Source organism: Variovorax multivorans, from assembly GCF_051216835.1.
In the GTDB taxonomy this organism is placed as follows: Bacteria; Pseudomonadota; Gammaproteobacteria; order Burkholderiales; family Burkholderiaceae_C; genus Variovorax.
In genome coordinates this window covers 432,622-457,672 of record NZ_JBPJZL010000006.1, presented here as the reverse complement: position 1 = coordinate 457,672, position 25,051 = coordinate 432,622, and the positions used below count along the sequence as shown (strand labels likewise).

At 64.4% G+C, this 25,051-nt stretch carries 24 protein-coding genes; 21 read left to right on the top strand and 3 right to left on the bottom strand.

Features of this window, described 5'->3' with window-relative positions; genetic code table 11:
- Window positions 1-293 precede the first annotated feature (293 nt).
- From ACSFCA_RS18390 to ACSFCA_RS18360, 7 genes are all read left to right on the top strand, one after another.
- Window positions 294-1,814: an amino acid ABC transporter permease/ATP-binding protein gene (locus ACSFCA_RS18390; protein ID WP_435460278.1), complete on the top strand. Its 1,521-nt coding sequence runs from the start codon at window positions 294-296 to the stop codon at window positions 1,812-1,814.
- A gap of 42 nt (window positions 1,815-1,856) precedes the next feature.
- On the top strand, window positions 1,857-2,729 hold the full coding sequence (locus tag ACSFCA_RS18385) for a phytanoyl-CoA dioxygenase family protein (protein ID WP_258352140.1): 873 nt from the start codon (window positions 1,857-1,859) through the stop codon (window positions 2,727-2,729).
- A gap of 26 nt (window positions 2,730-2,755) precedes the next feature.
- Window positions 2,756-3,586 carry an ABC transporter substrate-binding protein gene (locus ACSFCA_RS18380; protein WP_435460279.1) on the top strand — a complete coding sequence of 277 codons (831 nt, stop codon included), beginning with the start codon at window positions 2,756-2,758 and terminating at the stop codon, window positions 3,584-3,586.
- Between the two features lie 22 nt (window positions 3,587-3,608).
- Complete coding sequence (locus ACSFCA_RS18375; protein WP_435460280.1) at window positions 3,609-4,340, top strand: class II aldolase and adducin N-terminal domain-containing protein; 732 nt, start codon at window positions 3,609-3,611, stop codon at window positions 4,338-4,340.
- 72 nt (window positions 4,341-4,412) lie between these two features.
- Window positions 4,413-5,717, top strand: a complete 1,305-nt coding sequence (locus tag ACSFCA_RS18370) for a flavin-containing monooxygenase (RefSeq protein ID WP_435460281.1) — start codon at window positions 4,413-4,415, stop codon at window positions 5,715-5,717.
- A gap of 39 nt (window positions 5,718-5,756) precedes the next feature.
- Entirely contained in the window at window positions 5,757-6,173 is a 417-nt protein-coding gene (locus ACSFCA_RS18365) for a RidA family protein (RefSeq protein ID WP_258352144.1), read from the top strand.
- Between the two features lie 13 nt (window positions 6,174-6,186).
- Window positions 6,187-6,864 (top strand): DUF1028 domain-containing protein, encoded by a 678-nt coding sequence (locus tag ACSFCA_RS18360; protein ID WP_258352145.1) that lies wholly within the window; start codon window positions 6,187-6,189, stop codon window positions 6,862-6,864.
- 125 nt (window positions 6,865-6,989) lie between these two features.
- Here the strand turns inward: ACSFCA_RS18360 and ACSFCA_RS18355 are convergent, their stop codons facing one another.
- Complete coding sequence (locus ACSFCA_RS18355) at window positions 6,990-7,898, bottom strand: LysR substrate-binding domain-containing protein (protein WP_258352146.1); 909 nt, start codon at window positions 7,896-7,898, stop codon at window positions 6,990-6,992.
- 230 nt (window positions 7,899-8,128) lie between these two features.
- Between ACSFCA_RS18355 and ACSFCA_RS18350 the strand changes: the two genes are divergently transcribed.
- The 3 genes from ACSFCA_RS18350 (at window position 8,129) to ACSFCA_RS18340 (ending at window position 12,105) form a co-directional block, all read left to right on the top strand.
- On the top strand, window positions 8,129-9,319 hold the full coding sequence (locus ACSFCA_RS18350) for a M24 family metallopeptidase (protein ID WP_435460282.1): 1,191 nt from the start codon (window positions 8,129-8,131) through the stop codon (window positions 9,317-9,319).
- A 79-nt stretch (window positions 9,320-9,398) separates the two neighbouring features.
- Window positions 9,399-10,355, top strand: a complete 957-nt coding sequence (locus ACSFCA_RS18345) for a Bug family tripartite tricarboxylate transporter substrate binding protein (RefSeq protein WP_435460283.1) — start codon at window positions 9,399-9,401, stop codon at window positions 10,353-10,355.
- A 169-nt stretch (window positions 10,356-10,524) separates the two neighbouring features.
- Entirely contained in the window at window positions 10,525-12,105 is a 1,581-nt protein-coding gene (locus tag ACSFCA_RS18340) for a CYTH and CHAD domain-containing protein (protein ID WP_435460284.1), read from the top strand.
- 27 nt (window positions 12,106-12,132) lie between these two features.
- On the opposite strand, the gene ACSFCA_RS18335 is transcribed toward ACSFCA_RS18340, so the two are convergent.
- Together ACSFCA_RS18335 and ACSFCA_RS18330 are read right to left on the bottom strand one after the other, a co-directional pair.
- Window positions 12,133-12,609 carry an FKBP-type peptidyl-prolyl cis-trans isomerase gene (locus ACSFCA_RS18335; RefSeq protein WP_093055094.1) on the bottom strand — a complete coding sequence of 159 codons (477 nt, stop codon included), beginning with the start codon at window positions 12,607-12,609 and terminating at the stop codon, window positions 12,133-12,135.
- 39 nt (window positions 12,610-12,648) lie between these two features.
- Complete coding sequence (locus ACSFCA_RS18330) at window positions 12,649-13,581, bottom strand: LysR family transcriptional regulator (RefSeq protein WP_435460285.1); 933 nt, start codon at window positions 13,579-13,581, stop codon at window positions 12,649-12,651.
- 87 nt (window positions 13,582-13,668) lie between these two features.
- Between ACSFCA_RS18330 and ACSFCA_RS18325 the strand changes: the two genes are divergently transcribed.
- The 11 genes from ACSFCA_RS18325 (at window position 13,669) to ACSFCA_RS18275 (ending at window position 25,046) form a co-directional block, all read left to right on the top strand.
- Window positions 13,669-14,055 (top strand): DoxX family protein, encoded by a 387-nt coding sequence (locus ACSFCA_RS18325; RefSeq protein WP_435460286.1) that lies wholly within the window; start codon window positions 13,669-13,671, stop codon window positions 14,053-14,055.
- A 36-nt stretch (window positions 14,056-14,091) separates the two neighbouring features.
- Window positions 14,092-14,676, top strand: a complete 585-nt coding sequence (locus ACSFCA_RS18320; RefSeq protein WP_258352152.1) for an NADPH-dependent FMN reductase — start codon at window positions 14,092-14,094, stop codon at window positions 14,674-14,676.
- Complete coding sequence (locus ACSFCA_RS18315; protein ID WP_435460287.1) at window positions 14,673-15,542, top strand: pirin family protein; 870 nt, start codon at window positions 14,673-14,675, stop codon at window positions 15,540-15,542. The genes ACSFCA_RS18320 and ACSFCA_RS18315 overlap by 4 nt, the downstream gene beginning before the upstream one ends.
- Window positions 15,543-15,808: 266 nt before the next feature.
- Entirely contained in the window at window positions 15,809-16,600 is a 792-nt protein-coding gene (locus tag ACSFCA_RS18310) for a class II aldolase/adducin family protein (protein WP_093055102.1), read from the top strand.
- Window positions 16,601-16,678: 78 nt separating this feature from the next.
- On the top strand, window positions 16,679-18,247 hold the full coding sequence (locus ACSFCA_RS18305) for an ABC transporter substrate-binding protein (RefSeq protein WP_258352154.1): 1,569 nt from the start codon (window positions 16,679-16,681) through the stop codon (window positions 18,245-18,247).
- A 19-nt stretch (window positions 18,248-18,266) separates the two neighbouring features.
- On the top strand, window positions 18,267-19,241 hold the full coding sequence (locus ACSFCA_RS18300; RefSeq protein ID WP_093076361.1) for an ABC transporter permease: 975 nt from the start codon (window positions 18,267-18,269) through the stop codon (window positions 19,239-19,241).
- Window positions 19,238-20,092 (top strand): ABC transporter permease, encoded by an 855-nt coding sequence (locus ACSFCA_RS18295; RefSeq protein ID WP_258352155.1) that lies wholly within the window; start codon window positions 19,238-19,240, stop codon window positions 20,090-20,092. Before ACSFCA_RS18300 ends, ACSFCA_RS18295 begins: the two co-directional genes overlap by 4 nt.
- A 3-nt stretch (window positions 20,093-20,095) precedes the next feature.
- Window positions 20,096-21,748, top strand: coding sequence for an ABC transporter ATP-binding protein (locus ACSFCA_RS18290; protein WP_435460288.1), 1,653 nt, complete (start codon window positions 20,096-20,098; stop codon window positions 21,746-21,748).
- Entirely contained in the window at window positions 21,748-22,686 is a 939-nt protein-coding gene (locus ACSFCA_RS18285; RefSeq protein ID WP_435460289.1) for a 2-hydroxyacid dehydrogenase, read from the top strand. The genes ACSFCA_RS18290 and ACSFCA_RS18285 overlap by 1 nt, the downstream gene beginning before the upstream one ends.
- Before the next feature lie 54 nt (window positions 22,687-22,740).
- Window positions 22,741-24,135: an aspartate aminotransferase family protein gene (locus tag ACSFCA_RS18280; protein WP_435460290.1), complete on the top strand. Its 1,395-nt coding sequence runs from the start codon at window positions 22,741-22,743 to the stop codon at window positions 24,133-24,135.
- A complete protein-coding gene (locus ACSFCA_RS18275; protein WP_435460291.1) occupies window positions 24,132-25,046 on the top strand; it encodes a DMT family transporter in 915 nt (304 codons plus the stop codon). The genes ACSFCA_RS18280 and ACSFCA_RS18275 overlap by 4 nt, the downstream gene beginning before the upstream one ends.
- Window positions 25,047-25,051: the final 5 nt, after the last annotated feature.

The following is a 25,051-nucleotide window of genomic DNA, read 5'->3' as shown; positions in this document are numbered from 1 at the left end:
AGTCCATTGGCAAATCTCAGACGACGCCAACGACAAATAAACAAGCTGAACCCGTTCGCACCAGAACCGTGAGACCGCACCATCATGGAATATTTAAAACCAAAAAGAGGCGCATTCAGGCCCATAACTCAGGATTTTCGATCAGATGCTTGTATAGGACACGCCTATATAAGACTTAGGTATTTGATAGTTGACCCGATGCAAGGCCGAGCCAGATACTCAAGTCGTCTTGCAAAGCCATGTCATCGACTTTTCCAACCCACCTTTAATTGCTATTGCTGCGAAAAGTAAATATGACATTTGATTGGCAATACATGTTCAGCCTGTTAAGGCTGCAGGATTTCTGGCTGGCGACGCTGACCGTCATAAAGCTCAGTATTTGCACCTGGGTCTTGAGTGTCGTTTTCGGATTTGTTCTGGCACTTGCAAAGCAGTCTTCGAAGCCGCTGATCAGCCTGCCTGCGCGTTGCTATATCTGGTTGTTTCGCAGTCTGCCTCTGCTGGTGTTGTTGATCTTCACTTACAACCTGCCTCAAGCGTTTCCGTCCAGCCAGGTTGTTCTCAATGATCCATTCTGGGCCGGCCTTATTGCCTTGGTCATTTGCGAAACCGCATACATCGCAGAAATTCACCGCGGCGGCCTGCTTTCGATTCCCAAGGGCCAGTACGAAGCTGCCATTGCGCTGGGGCTGCGATTCATGGGAATTCAATACCGGGTGGTAGTGCCTCAAGCCATTCGCGTGGCCCTCCCGTCACTGACCAACGAGTTCATCTCGATCGTCAAACTCAGCTCCCTGGTATCTGTCATTTCGTTGACGGAAATTCTGATGGTCGGCCAACGCCTTTATTCGCAGAATTTCCTGGTGATGGAAACCATGACAGCAGTTGCGATTTACTACGTCTTGATTGTGACGGTATTTGATTTTGTCCTGAAAAGACTGGAACATTTTCTGGACGTTACCAAGCGCAAAGTGGCAAGGACGCCTGATGAGGATGTATTCGAGAAAGCCAGGAACAGTGCGACGCAATCTCGCCGTCCACAGAGCAGCTCGAACATCCCGGCACTCGAAGCATTCAGACTGCACAAGGCTTACAACAATGTCGAGGTTCTGGGCGCAGTCAACCTGAAAGTTGAGCAAGGGCAAGTCGTATCCGTGATCGGCCCTTCCGGTTCCGGAAAAACCACGCTGATTCGCCTTCTCAATGGTTTGGAAAAACTCGACAACGGCGATATCAAGATCAATGGTGAACCGTTTATTCATCTGAGCAGGCAGGGTGCTCAGAAGCCCAGGCTGATCGAGGATCTCAAGCACCGCTTGGACATCGGAATGGTTTTCCAGAGTTTCAACCTGTTCCCGCATCTCACGGTATTGAATAACCTGCTTTTGGCGCCGCGTTATCACGGCACTGCGCCAATCTCCGATCTGAAGCAGCAAGCATACGAATTACTGCTGAAAGTCGGCATGCTCGAGCATGTCTTCAAATACCCCCATCAGCTGTCCGGGGGGCAACAGCAACGCGTGGCAATTGCCCGGGCACTGATGATGCGCCCTCAAATCATGCTGTTCGATGAGCCGACCTCGGCATTGGATCCGGAGAAAGTCACCGAAGTGCTTCAAGTCATCGAAACGCTTGCCAGCGAGGGCATCACCATGGTGATCGTCACACACGAAATGAATTTCGCGTTCAAGGTGTCGGACCGGATTGTATTCATGGAAAAAGGACGCGTGGTTTGCGATGACACGCCCGAAGTTTTCAGAAGTGGAAAAAATGCACGTGTTGAAGCGTTCCTGAAAGACGTTTCATTGGCATGAATATTTGCGATGTGTCAATTTATATTTTCCGAAGGAATTGAAATGATCGAGCAGTGGCAAATTGACAAATACCACGAAGAAGGTGTGCTGGTTGTGGAAGGGGTCCTGTCTCCCGAAGAAGTCAAATCGTTGAACGACGATTTCGAACAATGGGTTGAAGAAAGCCGCGCCAGGACCGCGCCATGGGGTGAAACGCAGGATGGGCGCCCGCGATTCGACATCGAAGATGACCATCGGGCGGACCATCCGTCGCTCCGGCGCGTCAATTCACCCACCGAGATTTCGGCGGCCTACAAGAAGATTGCGCTGGAATCCCGCATGGCCGCCATTGCGGCCCAGTTGATCGGTGGCTCGGGGGCGCGCTTTCACCACAGCAAGATCAATTCGAAACTGCCTCACACCAAGACCGTGGTGAAGTGGCATCAGGACTTTCCCTTCACGCCGCACAGCAACGACGATCTGGTCACGGCGCTGCTGATGGTGAGCGATGTCACACCCGAAAACGGACCTCTGCAGGTTGCAACCGGCAGCCATAAAGGGCCGCTCTGGTCGCATTGGCAAAACAACCGATTCACAGGAACGGTTGAAAACGCTGTGGTGGATGAACATTGCCAGGATCCGGTGTCATGTTATGCGCCGTCGGGCTCCGTATGTTTCATGCACACGCGTCTGTTGCACGCGTCGAGCCCCAATAACACCGAGCTTCCCCGCACGCTGTTCATCAGTGTCTATGCGGCAGAGGATGCCTTGCCGTTTTGCGAGAGCCCATTGCCCAGCGTGCACGCCGGACTCATGGTCGCAGGACAAGAGAGCGGGCTGGTTCGAAGTACGGTGAATGAATTGCGCTTGCCGCAAAAACCGCGCGGCGCATCGTTTTTTCTGCAACAAGCCGGCACTGACACCGCGGCTGCCTAATTCCTCAACTCGGAAGTTTTACCATCATGAATTACCGTTCGATCTGCAAAAACATTCCTCTGGTCTTGAGCGCTGCGGTCATTGCAACCGCTTCTTTCAACGCCGCGGCTTTCCAACAGCCGGGCAAGATCACTGCCGGTTCCGACCTCACGTTTTTTCCATATGAATATATGGACAACAACCAGCCTGCAGGTTTTGATGTCGAATTTCTCGACGGTCTTGCAAAAATAATGGGGCGCAAGGCCGAGAACATCGATACCAGGTTTCCCAATCTGATCACGGGGCTGCAGGGTGGTCGTTTCGACATCATCAATTCATCGATGTACATCACTGCCGAGCGCGTCAAGGTGATGGACATGATTCCGTACCTGAAAAGCGGCGAGTCGATCCTGGCGCTCAAGGGTGCCGAGTACCAGCCGAAAAAGCCCGAAGACTTCTGCGGTCACAAGATCGGCTCGATGGGCGCCACGTCCTGGCTTCAGCAAATGAGAAAGCTCTCCACCGAATACTGTGTCAAGAACGGCAAGAAGCCCATTGAGATCAGTGAATACGGCACCGATCCGCAAACCACCCAGGCGCTGCTGTCCAAGGCCGTGGAAGCTCAAATCACCGACGCCGCCGTCGCTCGCGGTGCGATCGAGAAACTGGGTGATCGGATCTCGATTTCTTCCGACACGCTCATCTACCCGGTCCTGAACGGTTTCGGGGTGAAAAAGGGCAATGATGAAGTCAAGAAAGCATTGATTGATGCCTTGAACAAATACAAGGTAACGCCGGAATATGCCGCGCTGCTGAAGAAGTACAAGTTCGAACCGCCAGCAGAAAAAGACCTGCAAGAGCTGATGCCCAAGCCCTGACCTGTTTGCGGAGCAAGAAGCCATGGCGTTAAACCACGAAGAAAATCTGCGCGTCGATCTTGCCGCGACTTTTCGAATCATCGCGCATCTCGGAATGCACGAGGCTGTGGCCAATCACTTCAGCGCTGCGGTTTCGGACGACGGCAAGAAATTCTTGCTCAATCCGAAGTGGATGCATTTTTCCCGCATTCGTGCCGGCGATTTGCTATTGCTCGATGCAGACGACGAGTCAACTGCCAGCCGTAAAGATGTGGACGCCACGGCCTGGGCCATTCACGGCCAGATCCACCAGATGCTGCCTGCCGCGCGGGTGGTGCTTCATTTGCACCCGGTCTTTGCAACCAGCATCGCATGTTTGCAGAACCCGCAGATTCCTCCCATCGATCAAAACACCGCGCGCTATTTCAACAGGGTCGCGGTGGACGAGATGTACGGAGGAATGGCCGACACGACCGCCGAGGGTGCCCGGCTGGCGGGTCTGTTGAAAGACAAAACACGTCTTTTGATGGGCAACCACGGTGTGATGGTCGTCGGCAAGACCGTTGGCGAGGCATTTGACGACATGTGGACGCTCGAAAGATCTTGTCAGATCCTGGTTACCGCGTGGTCAACGGGCCAGCCGCTTCGGGTTCTTTCAGACGAAGTCGCGGAGAAAACAGCGCGGAGCTGGGAAAAGATTACAGATTTCTCCGAGCAGCATTTCGAAGAAATGAAGTATTTGATGATCAAGCACGATCCATCGCTGGCTGATTGAGCCGTCACCGTGGTTTGTTGATGGCAATTCCTATTGCCATGCAGCCGGAAAACTTCGCCCGAGAGATGAGCAATGACCGAAATTGTGAATGAAATTGACACGCTCGTTGTTGGCGCCGGACAAGCTGGCGTTGCAATGAGCGAACATTTGAGTCGAATTGGAGTTCCGCACGTGGTGCTGGAAAAAAACCGTATCGCCGAAGCGTGGCGCACGGGTAGGTGGAATTCATTGGTCGCCAACGGCCCGGCGTGGCATGACCGTTTTCCGGGCCTCGAGTTCGATGTTGCTCCGAACTCCTTCGCAAGCAAGGACCAGGTTGCAGAGTACTTCGAGCGCTACGCAAAGAAGTTCGACGCGCCCATCCGCACCGGGGTGGATGTCCAGCGCGTGACCCGCAACCCGGGCCGCACCGGATTCGTGGTCGAGACCTCTCAAGGTACTTTCTGGGCCCATCGGGTTGTCGTTGCGACCGGTCCTTTTCAAAAACCCGTCGTGCCGTCCATTGCGCCCGTCGATCCCGCGCTGTACCAGATTCACTCGGCGAAGTACTTCAGTCCTGACCAGTTGCCCGCGGGCGACGTGTTGGTTGTGGGTGCTGGCTCGTCTGGCGTGCAGATTGCCGAAGAACTGCATTCTTCCGGCAAGAAGGTCTACCTTTCGGTCGGCCCTCACGAGCGGCCCCCCCGCACATACCGTGAGCGCGATTTCTGCTGGTGGCTGGGCGTGCTCGGCCTTTGGGATTCCGAAGCCGTGCAGCCCGGTCGGGAGCACGTCACCATTGCCGTGAGTGGCGCCAGTGGCGGCCACACGATCGATTTCAGGCGCCTGGCGCAGTCCGGCATCACGCTGGTCGGGCAGACCGAGGCGTTCGCGGATGGCAAGGTCACGTTCAAGTCCGATCTGGCCGAGAACCTTCAGCGAGGCGACGACAGCTATCTGTCTCTCCTGGATGCCGCCGATGCCTATGTCGAGCGCAACGGACTCGTGTTGCCGCTGGAGCCGCAGGCGCGGGAGCGCGTGGCAGATGCGGCCTGCATCACCGAGCCCCTGCAAGCGCTGGATCTGCAAAAGGCCAATGTCACGTCGATCATCTGGGCGACGGGCTATGCGGCGGACTACAGCTGGCTGCAGGTCGACACTTTGCAGGCCAATGGCAAGCCACGCCACCAGCGCGGCGTGGGCGCGGAGCCGGGCGTTTATTTCGTTGGCCTGCCTTGGTTGTCGCGCCGCGGTTCCGCGTTCATCTGGGGGGTGTGGCACGACGCAAAGCATGTGGCAGACCACATCGCGATCCAGCGCCAATACCAACAGCATCACGCCAGCCGGCAACAGACTCCGAACGCCAGTGGGGCCGACTCCCGCGAAGCTGTGGTCTGACGCTCACTGCACACGCCAACTTTTCACCATCGATCCAGAATGACAACGCCAACGCACACCCGAATCCGCATGTTCAACACGCGGGAGACCTACCCCAATCAGAGCCTGGACAACGATCTGTGCCAGGCTGTACGCGCCGGCAACACCGTTTATGTGCGCGGCCAGGTCGGCACGGATTTCGATGGAAATCTTGTGGGCCTGGGCGATCCCCGTGCACAAGCGGAGCAGGCGATGAAGAACGTGAAGCAGCTCCTGGAAGAGGCCGGCAGCGACATGTCGCACATCGTCAAGACCACCACCTACCTCACCGACCCGCGCTATCGCGAAGCCGTGTATCAGGAAGTGGGCAAGTGGCTGAAGGGTGTGTTTCCCATCTCCACGGGTCTGGTTGTCGTGGCGCTCGGTCAGCCTCAGTGGCTGATGGAGATCGACGTCATTGCAGTCATTCCAGATTGAAAGGAGCACCCACATGACGCTATCCATCGTTGGCCGCTGCGCCGAAACGGGTCAGCTGGGAGTCGCCATCAGTTCTTCCAGCATCGCCGTAGGCGCGCGCTGCCCTTGGCTGCGAAGCAGTGTTGGCGCGGTGTCTTCACAGAACATTACGTTGCCGGCTTTGGGCCCGGAAACTCTGGGTCTGCTGGAGAAGGGACTGTCGCCAGACGACGCGCTGAATGAAGCGCTCGCGACTGACAGTCACAGCCAATACCGCCAGCTGATCGCTATCGACTCCCGAGGTCGCACGGCGCATTTCAGCGGAGGCAAGACGCTGGGGGTGTACAAGGCGATGTCCGGCGATCAGTGCGCCGCCGCCGGCAACATGCTGGCCAGCCCGTCGGTGATAGACGCCATGGTGGAGGCCTTCGCTGCTTCATCGGGACACTTGGCCGATCGCCTGATCGCAGCCATGCAGGCGGGTCTCGCGGAAGGCGGCGAAGCGGGCCCGCTGCATTCGTCGGCGCTGATGGTGATCGATGATTTCGTATGGCCGATCGTCAACCTGCGAGTCGATTGGGTGGATGAAGATCCCATCGGAGAGCTTGAAAGGCTCTGGCAAGCTTACAAACCGCAGATGCAGGACTACATCGACCGAGCCCTGGAGCCAGCCCGGGCTCCCGGATATGGCGTTCCCGGAGACGATAGGTAGGTTGCAGTCGCCGGGTCAGAGGTCGGTGGAATCGAGCATGTCGGCATTCGATCTGACGAACGGGGGTGCGGCGTAAAACCTGGACTGGTCAAGCAACGAATCCAAGGTGCGGTCGGACCCCTCGCTCAGTGGGCACCGACGTGAGCGCGCTTGAGGCCCGACAGCCACTGCAGGAATGCCTGCAGCCCGGGGCTCACAGGCCGGCCCAGCGGGTATGCGACGTGGTAGGCCAAATGGCCCGGCAACGTGTGCCGGCAGACGATGACCAGACGCCCGTCTGCCAGCTCGTTCTCGATCAATTGACGAGCAACAAGGGCCACGCCCAGGCCCGACACAGCGGCACTGGCGAGCAAGGAAAACATCTCGTAGCGCGGTCCGTTGACGGCGGACAGATCGCCATCCATGCCGGTTGCCTGGAACCACTCGCGCCATGCATCCACGCGCGTCGCAAGGTGCAGCAACGGCATGCGTGCGACCTGCTCGGGCCGCAGCGAACGCCGCGCACCGAGAAGGCTCGGCGCGCATACCGGTGCCAGATCGCCTTCGGGCAGCAGTTCAAACCCTTGCACGCCTGGCCACTGCATCGCCCCGAAATGGATCGCCGCATCGAACGGCTCTTCTTCGAACAGGAATCTTCGGTTCCGGATTGCCAGGTTGATGGTGATGTCCGGGTGCAGGACGCGGAACTGCGGTAGCCGCGGGATCAGCCACGAACTCGCAAGCGTCGGCGTGACCGCCACTTCCAGCGTCTGGCCGCGCCCGCCCCTGGCCATCAGTTCGAGCGTGTCACGCTCGATGCGGTCCAGGCTTTCGTGAATGCGCGCCGCATAGCGCTTGCCATGCTCTGTCAGCAGGAGGCGCTGCTTGCTGCGCACGAACAAGGGAACACCGACACGGTCTTCCAGTGCCGCCACCTGCCGGCTCACCGCGCTGTGCGTAATGGACAGTTCCTCGGCAGCGCGCGCAAAGCTCTGGTGCCGCGCCGAGGACTCGAACATCTCCAGAGTGACCAGGCTCGGAATGCGTCTGCGCATGGAATCCCTTCCAAAAACGAACGAAGTACGACCGCGTCCGCAACGAGGTACCTGAGCGAACACGGTGGATCGTCATCGGTGTAGCGATTTCCGGGCCAATTCGCAAGGCACGCTGCTGACCACGCATCGGTCACTTCGTTCCTCAGGAGAACGAAGTGCTTCCGCAATATCAATTGCACGTTGCCAGACGCGATCACACACTTTGCGCAGACGAATCTCCGGAGATCCTGATGAGTTTTCTTTCGACCGAAGTGCGATCGCACCGCCTTGCCAAACTGCAGCACGTGATGGACGCGGCCCGGCTCGACGCCCTCGCGCTCAGCGGCGTCGAGTGGTTCGAGTTCGCCACCAACCACAACATCACGGTGGGGGGATGGGAACGGCCCTACGTCGTGGTCCTTACGCGCGACGGCCGCTGCGTCGCGCTGATGCACGACCTGTCCTCCTTCCGCGCCAACCACGCGCTGCACAGCGGCCGCATGTGGTTGGACCAGGCGCACTACTACGCCGAGGTTCCGCACGTGACGCAGCGCCGCCCGTTGCTGCCGTTGTGGGCCGAGACGCTCGCCGCGCTGTTGCAGCAACTGGGACTGGTGGCCGCACGCATCGGCGTGGATGCAATCCCGGCACCCATGCAGCGGCTCGGGCAGATGCTGCCGGAACTCAAGCTGTTGCCGGCGGGCCGCTGGCTGCGGGATGCGCGCCTGGTCAAGCATGCCGAGGAACTCGCGCTGCTGCGCGCGGCTGCTTCCTTGTCGGACTGGGCGATGGCACGCTATCGGTCCGAGATCCGTCCAGGGCGCAACCTGCAGGAACTGGATCACACGGTCGCGGCACAGACCTGCGTCGAGGCCGGCCGCCGATTCCCCGGGGAAGACTTCCAGATCCTGCGCTTCATGTCGCTCAGCGGCCCGGCCTCGGCCGCTGCACACGGCGACGCGAGCCAGTCCGGCGCCACGGTGCTCGCAGACAAGGCAACGGTGACGATCTGCAATGTGCGGCTGAACGGCATGAGCATGGAGAACCAGCGCACCTTCGCCGTCGGATGCGTCGACGAGACCACGCGCCAACTGATGCGCGTTGCGCTCGAATCCAACGAGGCCGGCTTGCGCGCAGCGTGCACCGGCGCGCCGCTGGCAGGCATCGACGAGGCATCGCTCGATGTGATCAGCCGCGCCGGATACGGCCAGCACGTGCTGCACCGCACTGGCCACGGCATCGGCGTAGGCACGCACGAGTACCCCGAGGACATGGCCTTCAACACGCGCCCCCTGCTGGAGCACGAAGCCATCATCGTCGAGCCTGGCATCTACGTCCCGGGTCTTGGAGGCTTCCGATATGTCGATGGCGTGATCGTCGGCGCCGAGCCCGAGCGCGTGACCCATGCACCCAAGGATTTCGCCAGCATGTGCATTGCCTGAGCTCCTTGAGCTCCCTGAGGGCACCGGGCGACAGCCCTTTGCTCACCTTTTCCCCTCTCTTCCATGCCCCGAGGACACCATGCTCAAGTTCGCTCTACTTCTCTGCAGCTTTTTGACCGCTGGCGCCGTACTGGCGCAGAGCTATCCATCTCGACCCATCACGATGGTCCTGCCCTACCCACCGGGCGGTACCACCGACGCGGTCGGACGGCTGACCGCGAAGCGACTCGAAGCCGCGCTTGGAACCCCGGTCGTGATCGAGAACAAGAGCGGGGCTTCCGGCACCATCGGCAGTGACTTCGTGCGTCGCGCTGCACCCGATGGCTACACGCTGTTGTTCAACGCCAGCATCTTCGTCATCGGCAAAAGTGTGCTGAAGGCCGTGCCATATGACCCCGTCACCGACTTCACGCCACTGGCGCGTGTGGGCCACACGCCGCTGGTGCTGCTGGTCAACCCCGGGGTGCCGGCGGGCAACCTCAAGGAACTCCTCGCCGCCGCCAAGGCCAAGCCTTCGGATTTCAACTTTGCCAATTCCGCCGCTGGATCAGCCGGGCACCTGGCCACCATCGAGTTCAACCACGAGAGCGGCCTCGCGCTGCCGATCGTGACCTATCGCGGCTCGGCGCAGGCGCTCACCGACCTGATCGGCGGTCATGTGCAACTGATGATCGATCCACCGGCCATTGCGCTGCCGCATGTCAAGGCCGGCAAGCTCAAGGCGCTGGCGGTCACGTCGGCGACGCGACTGAACAACGCACCAGACGTTCCAACAGCGGCGGAGGCTGGTATGCCGGGGCTGATCCGCTCGTCGTGGTACGGCGTCTGGGGCCCGCAGCGCTTGCCGGAAGCCGTGCTCAAGCGCCTGGACATCGCGTTCGCCGTGCTCGACCGGGATGAGGAGTTCAAGCGCCAGTTGGCGGTAATCGGTGTCGAGCCCCTCCATGAAGGACGCAAGGATTTCAACTCCTTTGTCGCCGTCGACGCGGCGCGCAACGACGCGCTTCTTAAAAGCATTGGCGTGCTGCCCGAATGAGAGCGCGCAAGCACGCGGCTGCAGGATGTTGAACGGTAGACCGATCAACCGATGCATTGCCGCCCAGGACAGCAGGTCGAGATAGCGCACCGAGGCCTGCGGGGTCGTCGTCGTGCCCCGGAGTGCTCGATGTTGCCCGCATTGCGGGGAACGAAAAAGACGGGGCATCATGGCCACCATGGAAATCGAGTTCAAGTTCTGCATTCCCGCCGGCCGTCTTAAGGCCGTCGAAGCCGCCCTGAAGCGCGGCACCGTCGTGCGCACCCGCCTGCAGGCCCGCTATTTCGACACCGCCGACCAGCGGCTCGCTGCCGACGGCATGGTGCTGCGGCTGCGCAAGGAAGGCCGGCGCTGGGTGCAGACCGTGAAGGCCACCGGCGACAACGCGCTGCACCGGCTGGAGCACAACGTCGACCTGGGTACGGCGGCTGCGGCGCCGCAGATCGATCCGCAGCGCCATCAGGGCACGCCCGTGGGCGACCGGCTTTCGAAGCTGCTGGCCGAGGGCGGCGGCGCGCCGCTGGTCGAGCGGCAATCGACCGACATCGTGCGGCTCACGCGCGACGTGCGCGTCACCGGGCCCGGCGGCGCGGTGGTGGAGATGGCGCTCGACATCGGCAAGGTCGTCGCGCACGCGGGCACCCCCGAGCAGCGCGAATCGCCGGTGTGCGAGCTGGAGCTCGAACTCAAGCGCGGCGACGTGCAGGGCCTGGTGTCGCTCGCGCGGCGCTGGTCGCAGCAGCATGGGCTGTGGTTCAGCACCGTGTCGAAGGCGGAACGCGGCGCGCGCCTGCTGGCGGCGCAGCAGACCGTGGAAGCCGTGAAGGCTGAAGCGCCACGCTTCGCAACGCAGCACCCCGACGGGCGGGCCGTGCAGCAGGCCGTGGTGGCATCGTGCCTGGCGCAGATGCTGCCCAATGCCGGCGAGATCGCTGCGGGGAGTACAGATGAAGAGCAGATCCACCAGCTACGCATCGGCATCCGCCGGCTGCGCACGGCGTTGCGCGAGCTGCCGGAGCTGGGCCAGTTCGACACGACCGAATGGGAGCCGCCGCTGGTCGACGCCTTCCGCGCATTGGGCGCATTGCGTGATCGCGAACAGGTCGTGAAGCTGGCGCAGCCCCGGCTGCGCGAGGCCGGCGCGCCGGACTTCGATCCGCTGGCCGGCGACGACACTGCGGCCCACACGCCCTCGCCCGGTGACATCGTGCGCGCCCCGGCGTTCCAGAACGTGCTCGTCTCGCTGATCGGCTTTACCGCTGCGAAGCCTGTGGAAGCCGCACCGGCGACCGTCGCCACTGAAGACGGCCCGGCAGTTCCTTCAGCACCCGCGCCCATCAACGCCAATGCCGTGCGCCGCCTGCTGCGCAAACGCCTGCAGCGCCTGCACAAACAGGTGCTGCGCGACGGCGAGCGCTTCGAGTCTCTTGACACCGAAAGCCAGCATCGCGTGCGCAAGCGGCTCAAGCGCCTGCGCTACCTCGCCGAGTTCGTGGCGCCGCTGTTCGAGAAGGAAGACGGCAGCGCCGCCGCGCGCTACCTGAAGGCACTGCGCCCCGCGCAGGACGCGCTGGGCGAGTTCAACGACGAGGCCGTCGCGCTCGCGCTGTACCGCGAGGCCGTCGAGCGCGATGCGCGTGCGTGGTTTGCGGTGGGATGGTTCACCGCGCGGCATGCAGCCGGCGCGAAGGCCTGCCACAAGGCGCTGGCGAAGATCGAGGATGCGCCGCGGTTCTGGAAGAAGAACTGACCGGCGGCCGGGGCGCCCCTCGGGGTGTCAGTGATGGTGCCCGTGCGCCCCATGCACATGCCGGTGCTCGATCTCCACCGGCAGCGCCGCACGCACATCCGTCACCTGCAGGCTGAAGCGCAGTGCCTTGCCGGCCCACGGATGGTTGCCGTCGAGCAGCACGACCGGGCCCTTGATCTTCATCACGGTGAACACATGCTCGGTGCCGTCGTCGAGCCGGCCCTGCAACTGGCCGCCCACCTTCACGCCCGGCGGAAAGTCGGTCTTGGGAATGCTGCGCACCAGGGTCTCGTCGCGTTGGCCGAAGGCGTCTTCGGGCGCGAGGTTCAGCACGGTCTGGTAGCCCTTTTCCTTGCCATCGAGCGCTTCCTCGATCTTGGGCAGCGTGTTCTCGTAGCCGCCATGCAGGTAGGCCATCGGCTCGGGGCTCGCCTCGATGAGCTTGCCCTGGGCGTCGGAGACCTTGTACTTGATGGTGACGACGGTGTCTTTTTCGATTTTCATGGGGTGGCATTTTCAGTGGAAACGAAAGGGCGCTGGTGACTAGGCCTTCCCGGAAGAGGAAAGCGACGGCTCCTGCAGCATGTCCATGTGGTCGAGCTTGCTCATCACCAGGTCGATGAACGCCGACACCGCGAGCGGCAGATGCTTGCGGCTGGGATACACCACGCTGAGCCCCCGGCCGGTGTACTCGTACTGCGGCAGCACCCGCACCAGCCGCCCTTCCTGTTCGTCGCGCGTCGCCATCGCCGGCGGCAGCTGCGCGATGCCCAGCCCGGCCAGCGCCGCCTTGCGCAGTGCCTGCGCGGTGTTGCCGGTGAACCGGCCGGTGACCTGCACTTCTTCTTCCACGCCCCCGGGGCCCGTGAGGCGCCAGGTGGTGTGGCCGGCCGGGTGCGGTGGCGTCACGCAATCGTGGTCCGCCAGCTCCTGCAATGTTGCGGGTTCCCCGCGTTGCGCGATGTAGGCGGGGCTTGCGAGCAGGCCGCCGCTGCGGGTGGCCAGTCGCCGACCGATGTAGCCCGAATCGCGCAGCACGCCGCCGCGGAAGGCCACGTCGATCTGTTCCGCGATGAGGTCGGCGGCCGCGTCGCTGAGCACGAAGTCGAGCTTGACCAGCGGATGCGCGGCCAGGAAGTCCGACACCCATTCCATCGGGAAGAAATCGAAAAAATCCGCCGGCGCCGCCACCCGCACGAGGCCGCTGGGCTCCTGGCCTCCGGCCACCAGGGCCTGCCCGGCGGCCGCCAGCCCGTCGACCAGCCCCGCGCATCGGTCATGAAAATCCTGCCCGGCGCTGGTCAGCGTGAGCTTGCGTGTCGAGCGCTGCATCAGCCGCGTGCCCAGTTGCGCTTCGAGCTGCTGGATGCGCCGGCTCACGGTGTTGGGCGGCAGGCCCAGCCGCCGGGCCGCCTCGGCAAAGCTGCCGTAGCGCACCACCTGCACGAACATGGCGACGTCGTTGAGGTCGAACATGGCGGGTTGATTCCTTTGGTTTGTGGACGAGTGCAATCCGACTCTACCGTCTAGTCGATCAATGGGTGCGTGCCTAACCTTATGCCCATGACTTCTTCATTTACTTCCTCTCCCATGCAGCGCCGCATCGTCTGGGGCGTTCGCATCCTGCTCGCGCTGGCTTTCGGCGCCGCCGGCGCTTCCAAGCTGGCGGGCGTGCCGCAGATGGTCCAGGTGTTCGACGCGATCGGCTTCGGCCAGTGGTTCCGCTACGTGACGGGCCTGGTCGAGGTTGGCGGTGCGCTGCTGCTGCTCGTGCCCGCAACCGGCTTCTTCGGCGGCCTGCTGCTGGCCGCGACCATGGTCTGCGGCGTGGCCACGCACCTGGTGCTGATCGGTGGCAACCCCGCGCCGGCAATGGTGCTGGCGCTGCTGTCGGGCTTCGTCGCGTGGCGCCTGCGGCCCGAGTCCCTGCTTGCCGGCAAGGCCGCCTGACCCCTCTTTTCTTCATTCCTTCTTCCGGAGTACCCCATGACTCAGCAACAACCCCGCATCGGCATCATCCTCGGCTCTACCCGCGAAGGCCGCTTCGGTGAAAAGCCTGCGCAATGGATCCACGAAATCGCGAAGCAGCGCGCCGACCTCGCCTTCGAGCTGGTCGACCTGCGCGACCATCCGTTGCCCTTCTTCAACGAGGCGGGCGCGCCGGCCTGGGGACCGGTGAAGAACGAGGCCGCGCAGCGCTGGCAAGCCAAGCTGGCCACCTTCGACGGCCTGGTCGTCGTCACGCCCGAATACAACCACGGCCCGAGTGCGGTGCTGAAGAACGCGATCGACTGGGCCTACAAGGAATTCATTCGCAAGCCGATCGGCTTCGTGGGCTACGGAGGCGTGGGCGCGGCACGGGCCGTGGAGCAACTGCGGCTGGTCGCGGTCGAGATGCAGATGGCGCCGGTGCGCAACGCCGTGCACATCGGCATGGTCGAGTTCCTCGGCATCTGGCAGCAGGGCAAGAGCTTCGACGACTTCCCGCACCTCGCGCAGTCAGCCACCGGCATGCTCGACGACATCGCATGGTGGGCCAAGGCGTTGAAGACGGCGAGGGAGGCCGTATGACCACCACCGCTGTCGAAACGCTGGCCCGCGCGATCGTCTACCGCACGCGCGGTTCGCAGCATGGCGGAATCGTGCGGCTGATGAGCCCCGGCGACCTGGGCGAGTTTCTCAAGCCCTTCGTGTTCCTCGACCTCTTCGGCTTCGACACCACGGGCGGCCACAAGGGCTTCGGCCTGCACCCTCACTCGGGCATCGCCACGCTCACTTATCTGATCGAGGGCGACACGCTCTATGAAGACACGACCGGCGAGCAAGGCACGCTGCTTGGCGGCGGCGTGGAATGGATGCGCGCCGGCAACGGCGTGTGGCACACCGGCGGACCCGCGCCGGGCGTGAAGCGCGTGCGCGGCTTCCAGTTGTGGGTGGCGCTGCCGGCCTCGGAAGAAAACGCACCGGCGCAAAGCATGTACCTCGCGCCCTCGCAGGTGCCGCAGGAAGGCCCGGCGCGCGTGCTGCTCGGGCGCTACGGCGCGGCGCAGAGCGCCATTGCGGCGCCGGCTCCGATCAACTATCTGGCCGTGCAACTGGAAGACGGCGAGCGCTGGAGCTACGTGCCGCCTGCCGGCCACACGGTGGGCTGGGTTGCGGTCAACGAAGGCGCGCTCGAAACAGGCGACCAAACAGGCGATCAAACGGGCGGCCCCATCGGCGCCGGCGAGCTCGCGGTGTTCGAGGAGTCGAGCGCGGTCATCGACTTCGTGGCCCGCGGCGACACGTCCTTCGTGCTGGGCTCGGCTGTGAAGCACCCGCACGAGCTGGTGATGGGCCACTACTCGGTGCACACCAGCCGGGCGACGCTCGACCAGGGCGAGGCCGAAATCCGGCGCATCGGCGCACGGCTGCGTCAGGAAGGCCGCCTGCCCTAGCACCCCATCGGTGCGCCTGGGCGCACGAACGACAGCCTTCAACCACGCCGGTGGCGCGCATTTTCGGGTGCGCGCCGCCGGCGTTTTTGCGTTCCGCCCTCTGAGCGGCACCGGTCTGGAGGGCCACCCAAGGGCTTACCCCATCACGCGGGCCCGCATATTGCTTAAGACTGTCGCTGGTTGACTGTCGACAGCTCGCAGTCAATCCGACGAACCCACCAACAAGGCAGGGCCCGCCCGGCCGGGCCTGTGAAAAGGAACGCGATATGCAACTGCACGCAGTGGACCGAAAGGCCCCGCCCGTCTCAGACGCCGAGCGCCAGGTCCGACAAGACCTGGCCGCGGCCTACCGGCTGGTGGCGCACTACGGCATGGACGACAGCATCTACACGCACATCTCCGCGCGTGTGCCGGGAACCGAAGACCAGTTCCTGATCAACCCCTTCGGCATGCTGTTCCGCGACATCACGGCCTCGTCGCTGGTCAAGATCGACCTGGAAGGCCGCATCCTCGACGACTCGCCCTACGACGTGAACCCGGCCGGCTTCACCATCCACAGCGCGGTGCACGCGGCGCGCCACGACGCGGCCTGCGTGCTGCACACCCACACGGTGGCGGGCGTGGCGGTGTCGTCGCTGGCCGGCGGGCTGCAGCCCTGCAACCAGTGGGCGCTGCAGTTCTATCAGCGCGTGGTCTATCACGACTTCGAGGGCATCGCGCTCGACCCCGAGGAGCGCGAGCGCCTCGTGGCCGACCTGGGCCCGACGGCGCGTGCGCTCATCCTGCGCAACCACGGCCTGGTGACGCTGGGCCGCACGGTGTCGGAAGCCTTCATCCTGATGCTGAACCTGGAGCGTGCCTGCCGCGTGCAGGTGGCCATCCAGTCGAGCGGCCTGCCGGTGTACCCGGTGCCGGCCGAGGTCTGCGAAAAGACCGCGCAGCAGTACGAAGCCGGCGGCGGCAGCTACCTGCCCGGCCAATCCGACCCGAACGCGCGCGAATGGCGCGCGATGCTGCAGCGCATCGAGCCCGCACCGGCCACGTCGTTCCGCGACTGAGCCGCCCCGCTTTCCTTTCCCTTCCCGTCCCCCTGACCCTGTCCACCACCTCGAAAGAGCCAGAAGGAGTTCGCCCTCATGAAACGTCGCAACCTCATCCAGATGGGTGCCGCTGCCACCGCCGGCCTGACGCTGGCCGGCGTTCCCCTGCATCTTCTGGCCGCGGGCAGGAAGGGCGGCGTGATCAACGCCGTTGTCCAGCCGGAGCCGCCGGGGCTGATGCTGGGCATCACGCAGAACGGCCCCACGCAGATGATCTCCGGCAACATCTACGAAGGCCTGCTGCGCTACGACGAGAAGATCACGCCGCTGCCCTCGCTGGCCACCGCGTGGACCGTCAACAAGGAAGGCACGCTCTACACCTTCAAGCTCAAGCCCGGCGTCACCTGGCATGACGGCAAGCCCTTCACCTCGGCCGACGTGGTGTTCTCGGCCGACGTGTTTCTGCGCAAGACGCATGCGCGCCTGCGGGCCAACCTGGCTGCGGTGGAAAGCATCCGCGCGGTCGATCCGCTGACGGTCGAGTTCAAGCTCAAGTACCCCTTCGGCCCCTTCATCGGCATCTTCGAGGTCGGCAGCATGCCGATGATCCCGAAGCACATCTACGAAGGCACCGACTTCGCGACCAACCCCGCCAATGCCACGCCCATCGGCACCGGGCCGTTCAAGTTCAAGGAGTGGGTCAAGGGCTCGTACATCCAGCTCGTGGCCAACGACAAGTACCACGTCAAAGATGTGCCGCTGGTCGACAGCGTCTACTTCCACGTGATTCCCGACGCGGCCTCGCGCGCCGCGGCCTTCGAATCGGGCAAGGTCGACCTGGTGCCCGGCGGCGCGGTCGAGTACTTCGACGTGCAGCGCCTGTCCAAGCTGCCGGGCGTCGCGGTCACCACCAAAGGCTGGGAGTTCTTCGCGCCGCATTCGTGGCTGTGGCTGAACAACCGCAAGGCGCCGATGGACAACATCAAGTTCCGCCAGGCCGTGATGTTCGCCATCGACCGCGAGGCCATGGCCAAGATCGCATGGCAGGGCTTCGCCAAGCCCGCCACCGGCCCCTTCAACAGCAACATCAAGTTCTACAGCACCGACGTTGCCAAGTACCCGCGCAACGTGGAAACGGCCAAGAAGCTGCTCGCCGAATCGGGCTACAAGGGCGAGACGCTGCGGCTGCTGCCGCTGCCCTATGGCGAGACCTGGTCACGGCAGGCCGAGATCCTCAAGCAGAACCTGGCCCAGGCCGGCATCAAGGTCGAGATGACCGCCACCGACGTGGCCGGCTGGAACCAGCGCCTGAACGACTGGGACTACGACCTCGCCTTCACCTACGTCTACCAGTACGGAGACCCGGCGCTGGGCGTGGCGCGCAACTACACCACCGCCAACATCGCCAAGGGCTCGCCCTTCAACAACGTCGAAGGCTATTCCAACCCGAAGATCGACGAGCTGTTCGATTCCGGCGCGCGCGAGACCGACCCCGAGAAGCGCAAGGCCATCTACCTGCAGGCGCAGAAGATCCTGCTCGACGAGGTGCCCGTGGCCTGGCTGCTGGAGCTCAACTTCCCGACGCTCTACCGCACCAAGCTCAGCAACATCGTGAGCTCGGGCATCGGCCTCAACGACAGCCTCGGCAACGCAAGCGTCGGCTGACGCGCGGAGTGACCACCGAATGAAACGTACGCAGTTCATGTTGACCCGCGTGCTGCAGGGCCTGGTGGCGATCCTGCTGATTGCCACGGTCAACTTCATGCTGGTGCGCGCCGCGCCGGGCGATCCGGTGTCGGTGCTGGCCGGCGAGGCCGGCGCGTCCGACCCGCAGTTCGTGGCGCAGCTGCGCGCGCAGTTCGGGCTCGACCAGCCGCTGTCGACGCAGCTCGCCACCTACGTCGGCAAGGTGGTGCGGCTCGACCTTGGCTACTCGTACCGCCAGCAGCAGCCGGTGCTGAAGCTCATCATGGACCGGCTGCCCGCCACGCTGCTGCTCACCGGCACGGCCTTCGCGCTCTCGCTGCTCTTCGGCATCACGCTGGGGGCGCTGTCGGCGCGGCGCGCGGGCACGTGGGTCGACAGCGCCATCACCGTGGTGGCGCTGCTGTTCTATGCCACGCCGCTGTACTGGCTGGCGCTGATGGCCGTGCTGGTGTTCACGGTGCAGCTCGAATGGCTGCCGGGCTTCGGCCTCATGACCGTGGGCTCGGGCCACACCGGCTTCGCGCTGGCGCTCGACGTCGCGAAGCACCTGGTGCTGCCGGCGCTCACGCTCGCGCTGTTCTACATGGCCGTCTACGCACGCATGACGCGCGCCGCGATGCTCGAGGTGGCGCAGATGGACTTCGTGAAGACCGCGCGCGCCAAGGGTGTGAAGCCCGGCCGCATCCTGCGCGCGCACGTGCTGCGCAACGCGCTGCTGCCGGTGGTCACGCTGGCGGGCATCCAGGCCGGCGGGATGATCGGCGGCGCCGTGCTCACCGAGACCGTGTTCGCCTGGCCCGGCATCGGCCGCCTGATGTTCGACGCGCTGCTGCAACGCGACTACAGCCTGCTGCTCGGCGCCTTCCTGGTGACGGCGGCGATGGCAGTGCTCTTCAATCTCATCACCGACCTGGTCTACACCCTGGTCGATCCGCGGATCGAGCTGACATGACGACGACGATGCAAAGCGATTTCTGGCGGCGCTTTCGCCGCAACAAGGGCGCCGTGGCCGGCATGGTCGTGCTGCTGATCGTGGCAGCCGTTGCATTGCTCGGGCCGTGGCTCGCCACCAACGACCCGTGGGCCATGGTCGAGCAACCCTTCGTGCGCCCCTGGACCGAGCCCGGCTTCCTGCTGGGCACCGACACGCTCGGGCGCGACATCCTCGCGGGCCTGGTCTACGGTGCGCGCATCTCGCTGCTGATCGGCGTGGTGTCCACCATCGTGGCGCTGCTGATCGGCGTTACCTTCGGCGCAATCGCGGGCTACTTCGGCGGCTGGATCGATGCGGCGCTGATGCGCTTCACCGAGCTGTTCCAGGCGGTGCCCAGCTTCGCGCTGGCCATCGTGCTGGTGGCGATCTTCGAGCCTTCGATCAAGTCCATCGTCGTGGCCATTGCCATCGTTTCGTGGCCGCCGGTGGCGCGCCTGGTGCGCAGCGAGTTCCTCACACTGCGCCAGCGCGACTTCGTGCAGGCCGCGCTGCTCGCGGGGCAGTCGACGCCGCGCATCATCCTCACGCAGATATTGCCCAACGCCATGTCGCCCATCATCGTGATGGCCTCGCTGATGGTGGCCACGGCCATCCTGCTCGAAAGCAGCCTCAGCTTTCTGGGCCTGGGCGATCCAAACCAGATGAGCTGGGGCTACATGGTCGGCGCCGCGCGCACCGTGCTGCGCCAGGCCTGGTGGATGGCGCTGTTCCCGGGGCTGGCCATCGTGCTGACCGTGCTCGCGCTCAACCTCGTGGGCGAAGGCCTGAGCGACGGGCTCAACACGCGGCTGCACGGAAAGGGCAAGTAAAAAATGAACGCCACCGTGACGCCCATGAAACCCCTGCACCCCGTGCTCGACATCGTCGACCTGAGCATCTCGCTGCCCTCGGGCGCCGACCGCGCGCTGGCCGTCGAGGGCGCCACGCTCTCCGTGCTGCCGGGCCAGACGCTGTGCGTGGTCGGCGAGTCCGGCTCGGGCAAGTCGATGATCGCCAACGCCGTCATGGGCCTGTTGCCGCGCCCGCATGTGGCGCCTGTGGCCGGCCGCATCATGTTCGAGGGCCACGACCTGCTGCAGCTCACCGAGCCGCAGATGCGCGAGCTGCGCGGCCGCCGCATCGGCATGGTGTTCCAGGAGCCGATGACCGCGCTGAACCCGGTGATGCGCATCGGCGAGCAGATCGGTGAAGTGTTCGATGCGCACGGCAACGTGCCCGCGGCCGAGAAGCGCCGCCGCATCCTCGCGGCGCTGGCCGACGTGGGCCTGCCCGACCCGGAGCTGCTGATCGACGCCTACCCCTTCCGCCTCTCGGGCGGCCAGCGCCAGCGCGTGATGATCGCCTGCGCGCTGGTGCTGGAGCCCGTGCTGTTGATCGCCGACGAGCCGACCACCGCGCTCGACGTGACCACCCAGGCGCAGATCCTCGCGCTGATCCGCGAGCTGCAGCAACGCCGCGGCACGGCGGTGCTCTTCATCACGCACGATTTCGGCGTGGTCAGCGAAATCGCCGACCACGTGGTGGTCATGCAGACCGGCCACGTGGTCGAAAGCGGCCCGGCCGCGCAGGTGCTCGGCGCGCCGCAGCATCCCTACACGCGCAAGCTCATCGCAGCCATTCCCGACGGCCAGGCGCAGACCGTGCCGCATGACGATCTCACGCGCGTGCTGCAGGTGCAGGACCTGTGCAAGACCTACCGTTCGAGCGGCGGCCTGTTCAAGCGCGGCCGCGCGGTGCAGGCGGCAAAGGACATCAGCTTCGAGCTGCACCGCGGCGAAACGCTGGGCCTCGTGGGCGAATCGGGCTCGGGCAAGTCGAGCGTGGGGCGCTGCCTGGTGGGGCTCGCGCCTTTCGACAGCGGCCGCATCATCTTCAAGGGCCGCAACCTTGCGCAGGGCCGCAACTTTCGCAGCGCGGCGGCCGGCAAGATCCAGATGGTGTTCCAGGACCCGTACGCATCGCTCAACCCGCGCCACCGCGTGGGCGCGGCCATTGCGGGCGGTCCCATCGCACAGGGCGTGGGCAAGGCCGAGGCAATGGCGCGTGCCATGGAGCTGCTGCAACTCGTCGGCCTGGGCGCCGATGCGGCGCAGCGCTATCCGCACGAGTTCTCGGGCGGGCAGCGCCAGCGCATCGGCATTGCTCGCGCGCTCGCGATGCAGCCCGAGCTGCTTGTGGCCGACGAGCCCGTGTCGGCGCTCGACGTATCGGTGCAGGCGCAGGTGCTGGAGCTCTTCGCGCAGGTGCGCGCGCAGTTCCAGCTCGCAATGGTCTTCATCACGCACGACCTGCGCGTGGCCGGGCAGATGTGCGACCGCATCGCGGTGATGCAGCGCGGCGAGGTGGTGGAGTACGGCGAGACGCAGAAGGTGCTCAACGATCCGCAGCACGCCTACACGCGCAAGCTGATCGACGCGGTGCCGCGCCTCGCGCCGCAGGCCGACATGTCTGCGAAGGTGGCCTGATGCCTTGCGTTGCGCTCCTGAGCGATGTGCTCGACATGCACTACCTCGCGCCCGCTTTTCGCGAGCATTGCCCCGACATAGATTTGCGCCTTGGATCCGATCTTGGTCCGCTCGACCAGATCGATGCGGCCGTCTGCTGGTTTCCGCCGCATGGCCTGCTGGCGAGCCTGCCGCAGCTGCGGCTGGTGCAGTCGTTGGCAGCGGGCGTCGACCACATCACGGCCGACCCCCGGTTGCCGCGTGCGCTGCCGCTGTGCCGCATCGTCGATCCGGAGATGGCCACGGGCATGAAGGCATATGTGTGCTGGGCCGTGATCCAGCACCAGCGGCAGATGCCCGCCTACCTTGCGAGCGCGGCCCGGCGCATGTGGGAAGAGCAACCGATGAGCCCACCCGGGCGCCATCGTGTCGGCATCGCAGGGCTTGGCACCCTGGGGCTCGCTTGCGCAGAGGCATTGGCCGCCATCGGCTATGCGGTGCTCGGCTGGAGCCGCAGCGCCAAGGCCGAACTGCCAGCCGGTGTCACGGGCTTTCACGGCGATGCGCAGCTCGACGAATTCCTCTCGGGCTGCGACACGCTGGTGTGCCTGCTGCCGCTCACGCCGCAGACGCAGGGCTTTCTGGATGCGGACCTGTTCGCGCGGCTGCCACGCGGCGCACACCTCGTCAACGTAGGGCGAGGCGCGCATCTGGTCGAAGCCGACCTGCTGCGCGCGCTGGACCTCGGCCAGCTTTCGGCTGCCACGCTCGACGCCTTCACGCAGGAGCCGCTGCCGGCCGACCACGCCTTCTGGGCCGACCCGCGCATTCTGGTCACGCCGCACATCGCAACGCGCACCGACACGTCGGTGATCGCACGACAGACACTTCACAACCTCGCGCTCGTGCAGCGCGGCGAGCGGCCCCACACGGCCGTCGACCTCGACCGGGGCTACTGAGCCGCGAGGTTTCTTCTCTATCGCAATTCAAGCAAGAAAAACGGAGCAGGCCCCATGAACGCATCGATTCCCAACGCCGCCCTGCAATCGGCGCACGCCGAGCGCGCAGCGAACGACATCGCGGCCCATCTGCACCCCTTCACCAACCTCGCGGCGCATCCGCAGGTCGACCCGCTCGTGATCGAGCGCGGTGACGGCATCTACGTGCAGGACGACCAGGGCCGCCGCTACCTGGAGGCCATGTCGGGCCTGTGGTGCGTTTCGCTGGGCTTCAGCAACGCGCGCCTGGCCAAGGCCGGCAGCGAGGCGCTGCACACGCTGCCCTGCTATCACACCTTCAACCACCGCTCGAACGCAGCCGCCATCGCGCTGGCCGAGAAGCTGATTGCGATGGCACCGGTGCCCATGTCCAAGGTGTTCTTCGCCAACTCGGGTTCGGAGGCGAACGACACTGCCGTCAAGCTCGTTTGGTACTACCACAACGCCATCGGCAAGCCGGCCAAGAAGAAGATCATCGCGCGCCGCAATGCGTACCACGGCGTCACCGTGGCGGCGGCCAGCCTCAGTGGGCTGATGCCCAACCACCGCGATTTCGACCTGCCGATTGACCGCATCCTGCATGTCGATTGCCCGCACCACTACCGCTACGCCGAGCCCGGCGAAACCGAAGAGGCCTTCGCCACGCGGCTGGCCGATGCGCTGGAGCAGCGCATCCTGGCCGAAGGGCCCGACACCGTGGGCGCCTTCATCGCCGAGCCTGTGATGGGCGCGGGCGGCGTGCTGGTGCCGCCGGCCACCTACTTCGAGAAGGTGCAGGCCGTGCTGCGCAAGTACGAGGTGCTGCTGATCGCCGACGAAGTGATCTGCGGCTTCTGCCGCACCGGCGAGATGTTCGGCTCCACCACCTTCGGCCTGCGGCCCGACATCCTCACGGCCGCCAAGGCGCTGTCGTCGGGCTATGTGCCCATCTCGGCCGTCATGGTGTCCGAGCAGGTGCATGCGGCCGTGGCCGCCAACAGCGGAAAGATCGGCACCTTCGGCCACGGCTTTACCTACTCGGGCCATCCGGTGACCGCCGCCGTAGCGCTCGAAACACTGCGCATCTACGAAGACGAAAAGGTGCTCGCGCATGTGCAGTCGCTGGCGCCGAAATTCCAGGCCGGCCTGCGCCGCTACACCGGCCATCCGCATGTGGGCGAGGTGCGCGGCGTGGGGCTGATCGGCGCGATCGAACTCGCAGCCGACCCGGCAACCCGCACGCCATTCGATCTGGCGATGAAGGCCGGCGCGCGGCTGGCCGAGCTCGCGTTGCAAGAGGGCCTGATCGTGCGCGCCATGGGCGATGCCGTGGCTTTCTGCCCGCCGCTGATCATCACGCCCGCGCAGATCGACGAGATGTTCGAACGCTTCGACCGCGCGATGGTCCGCTTCGAGGCTTCGCTGGCGTGAACACCACGAGCGCCGCAGTGCTGCTGCGACCGCCGGGCTCCAGGAGCACCGGCGTTGCGCTGTTCTTCTGCGCGCTGATGGCCTTTGCGAGCTACGACGCCTTCTGCAAGCACATGCTGCAGTTCTACCCGGCGCCGTTCATCAACCTGATGCGCTACCTGTCGGTGATCTGCATCGCCTTTGCCATGCTGCTGCGCCACGGAGACCTGCGCATCTGGCGCGCGCCGCAGAAGAAGCTGCTGCTGTTGCGCGGCACGATGCTCGCGACTGTGGCCACCTGCTTCATGACGGCGCTGATCTGGATGCCGCTGGCAGAAGCCACCGCGATCTACTTCACCGCGCCGCTGCTCATGGTGGCGCTGTCGCCCTGGCTGGTCGGCGAACAGGTGCAGCGCAGCCGTTGGGTGGCGGTGAGCGTGGGCTTCGCGGGCATGCTGCTGATCGTGCGGCCCGGCGGCAATCTGCCCTGGGTGGGCACGGTGCTGATGGCGGTGTCGGCCGTCTGCTATGCGATTTTCCAGCTGCTCACGCGCCGCCTCGCGGGGCTCGTTGAAAGCCCGGTGCAGTACGCGTACACGGCGCTCGTGTGCCTTGTGGTCACGGCCGTGCCGGCACCCTTCTTCCTGCCGGCCGAGCGGCCTGCCGCCGGCGCCGTGTTGCTGTTGCTCGCGGGCGGCGCGTGCAGCGGGCTCGCGCAATGGCTGCTGCTGGCTGCCTTCGAGCGCGTCGAGGCCGCGACGCTGGCGCCGCTCAACTACTTTCAGCTGCTGCTGGCGGTGGCCTTCAGCACCTTCTGGTTCCACAGGCCGCCCGATGCGCTGGCGATGGCGGGCATTGCGCTGATCATGGCGGCGGGCGTGTACCTGGCACGGCGGCCGATCAAGAATAAGAACCCGATCCCTCTCACATGACGAGA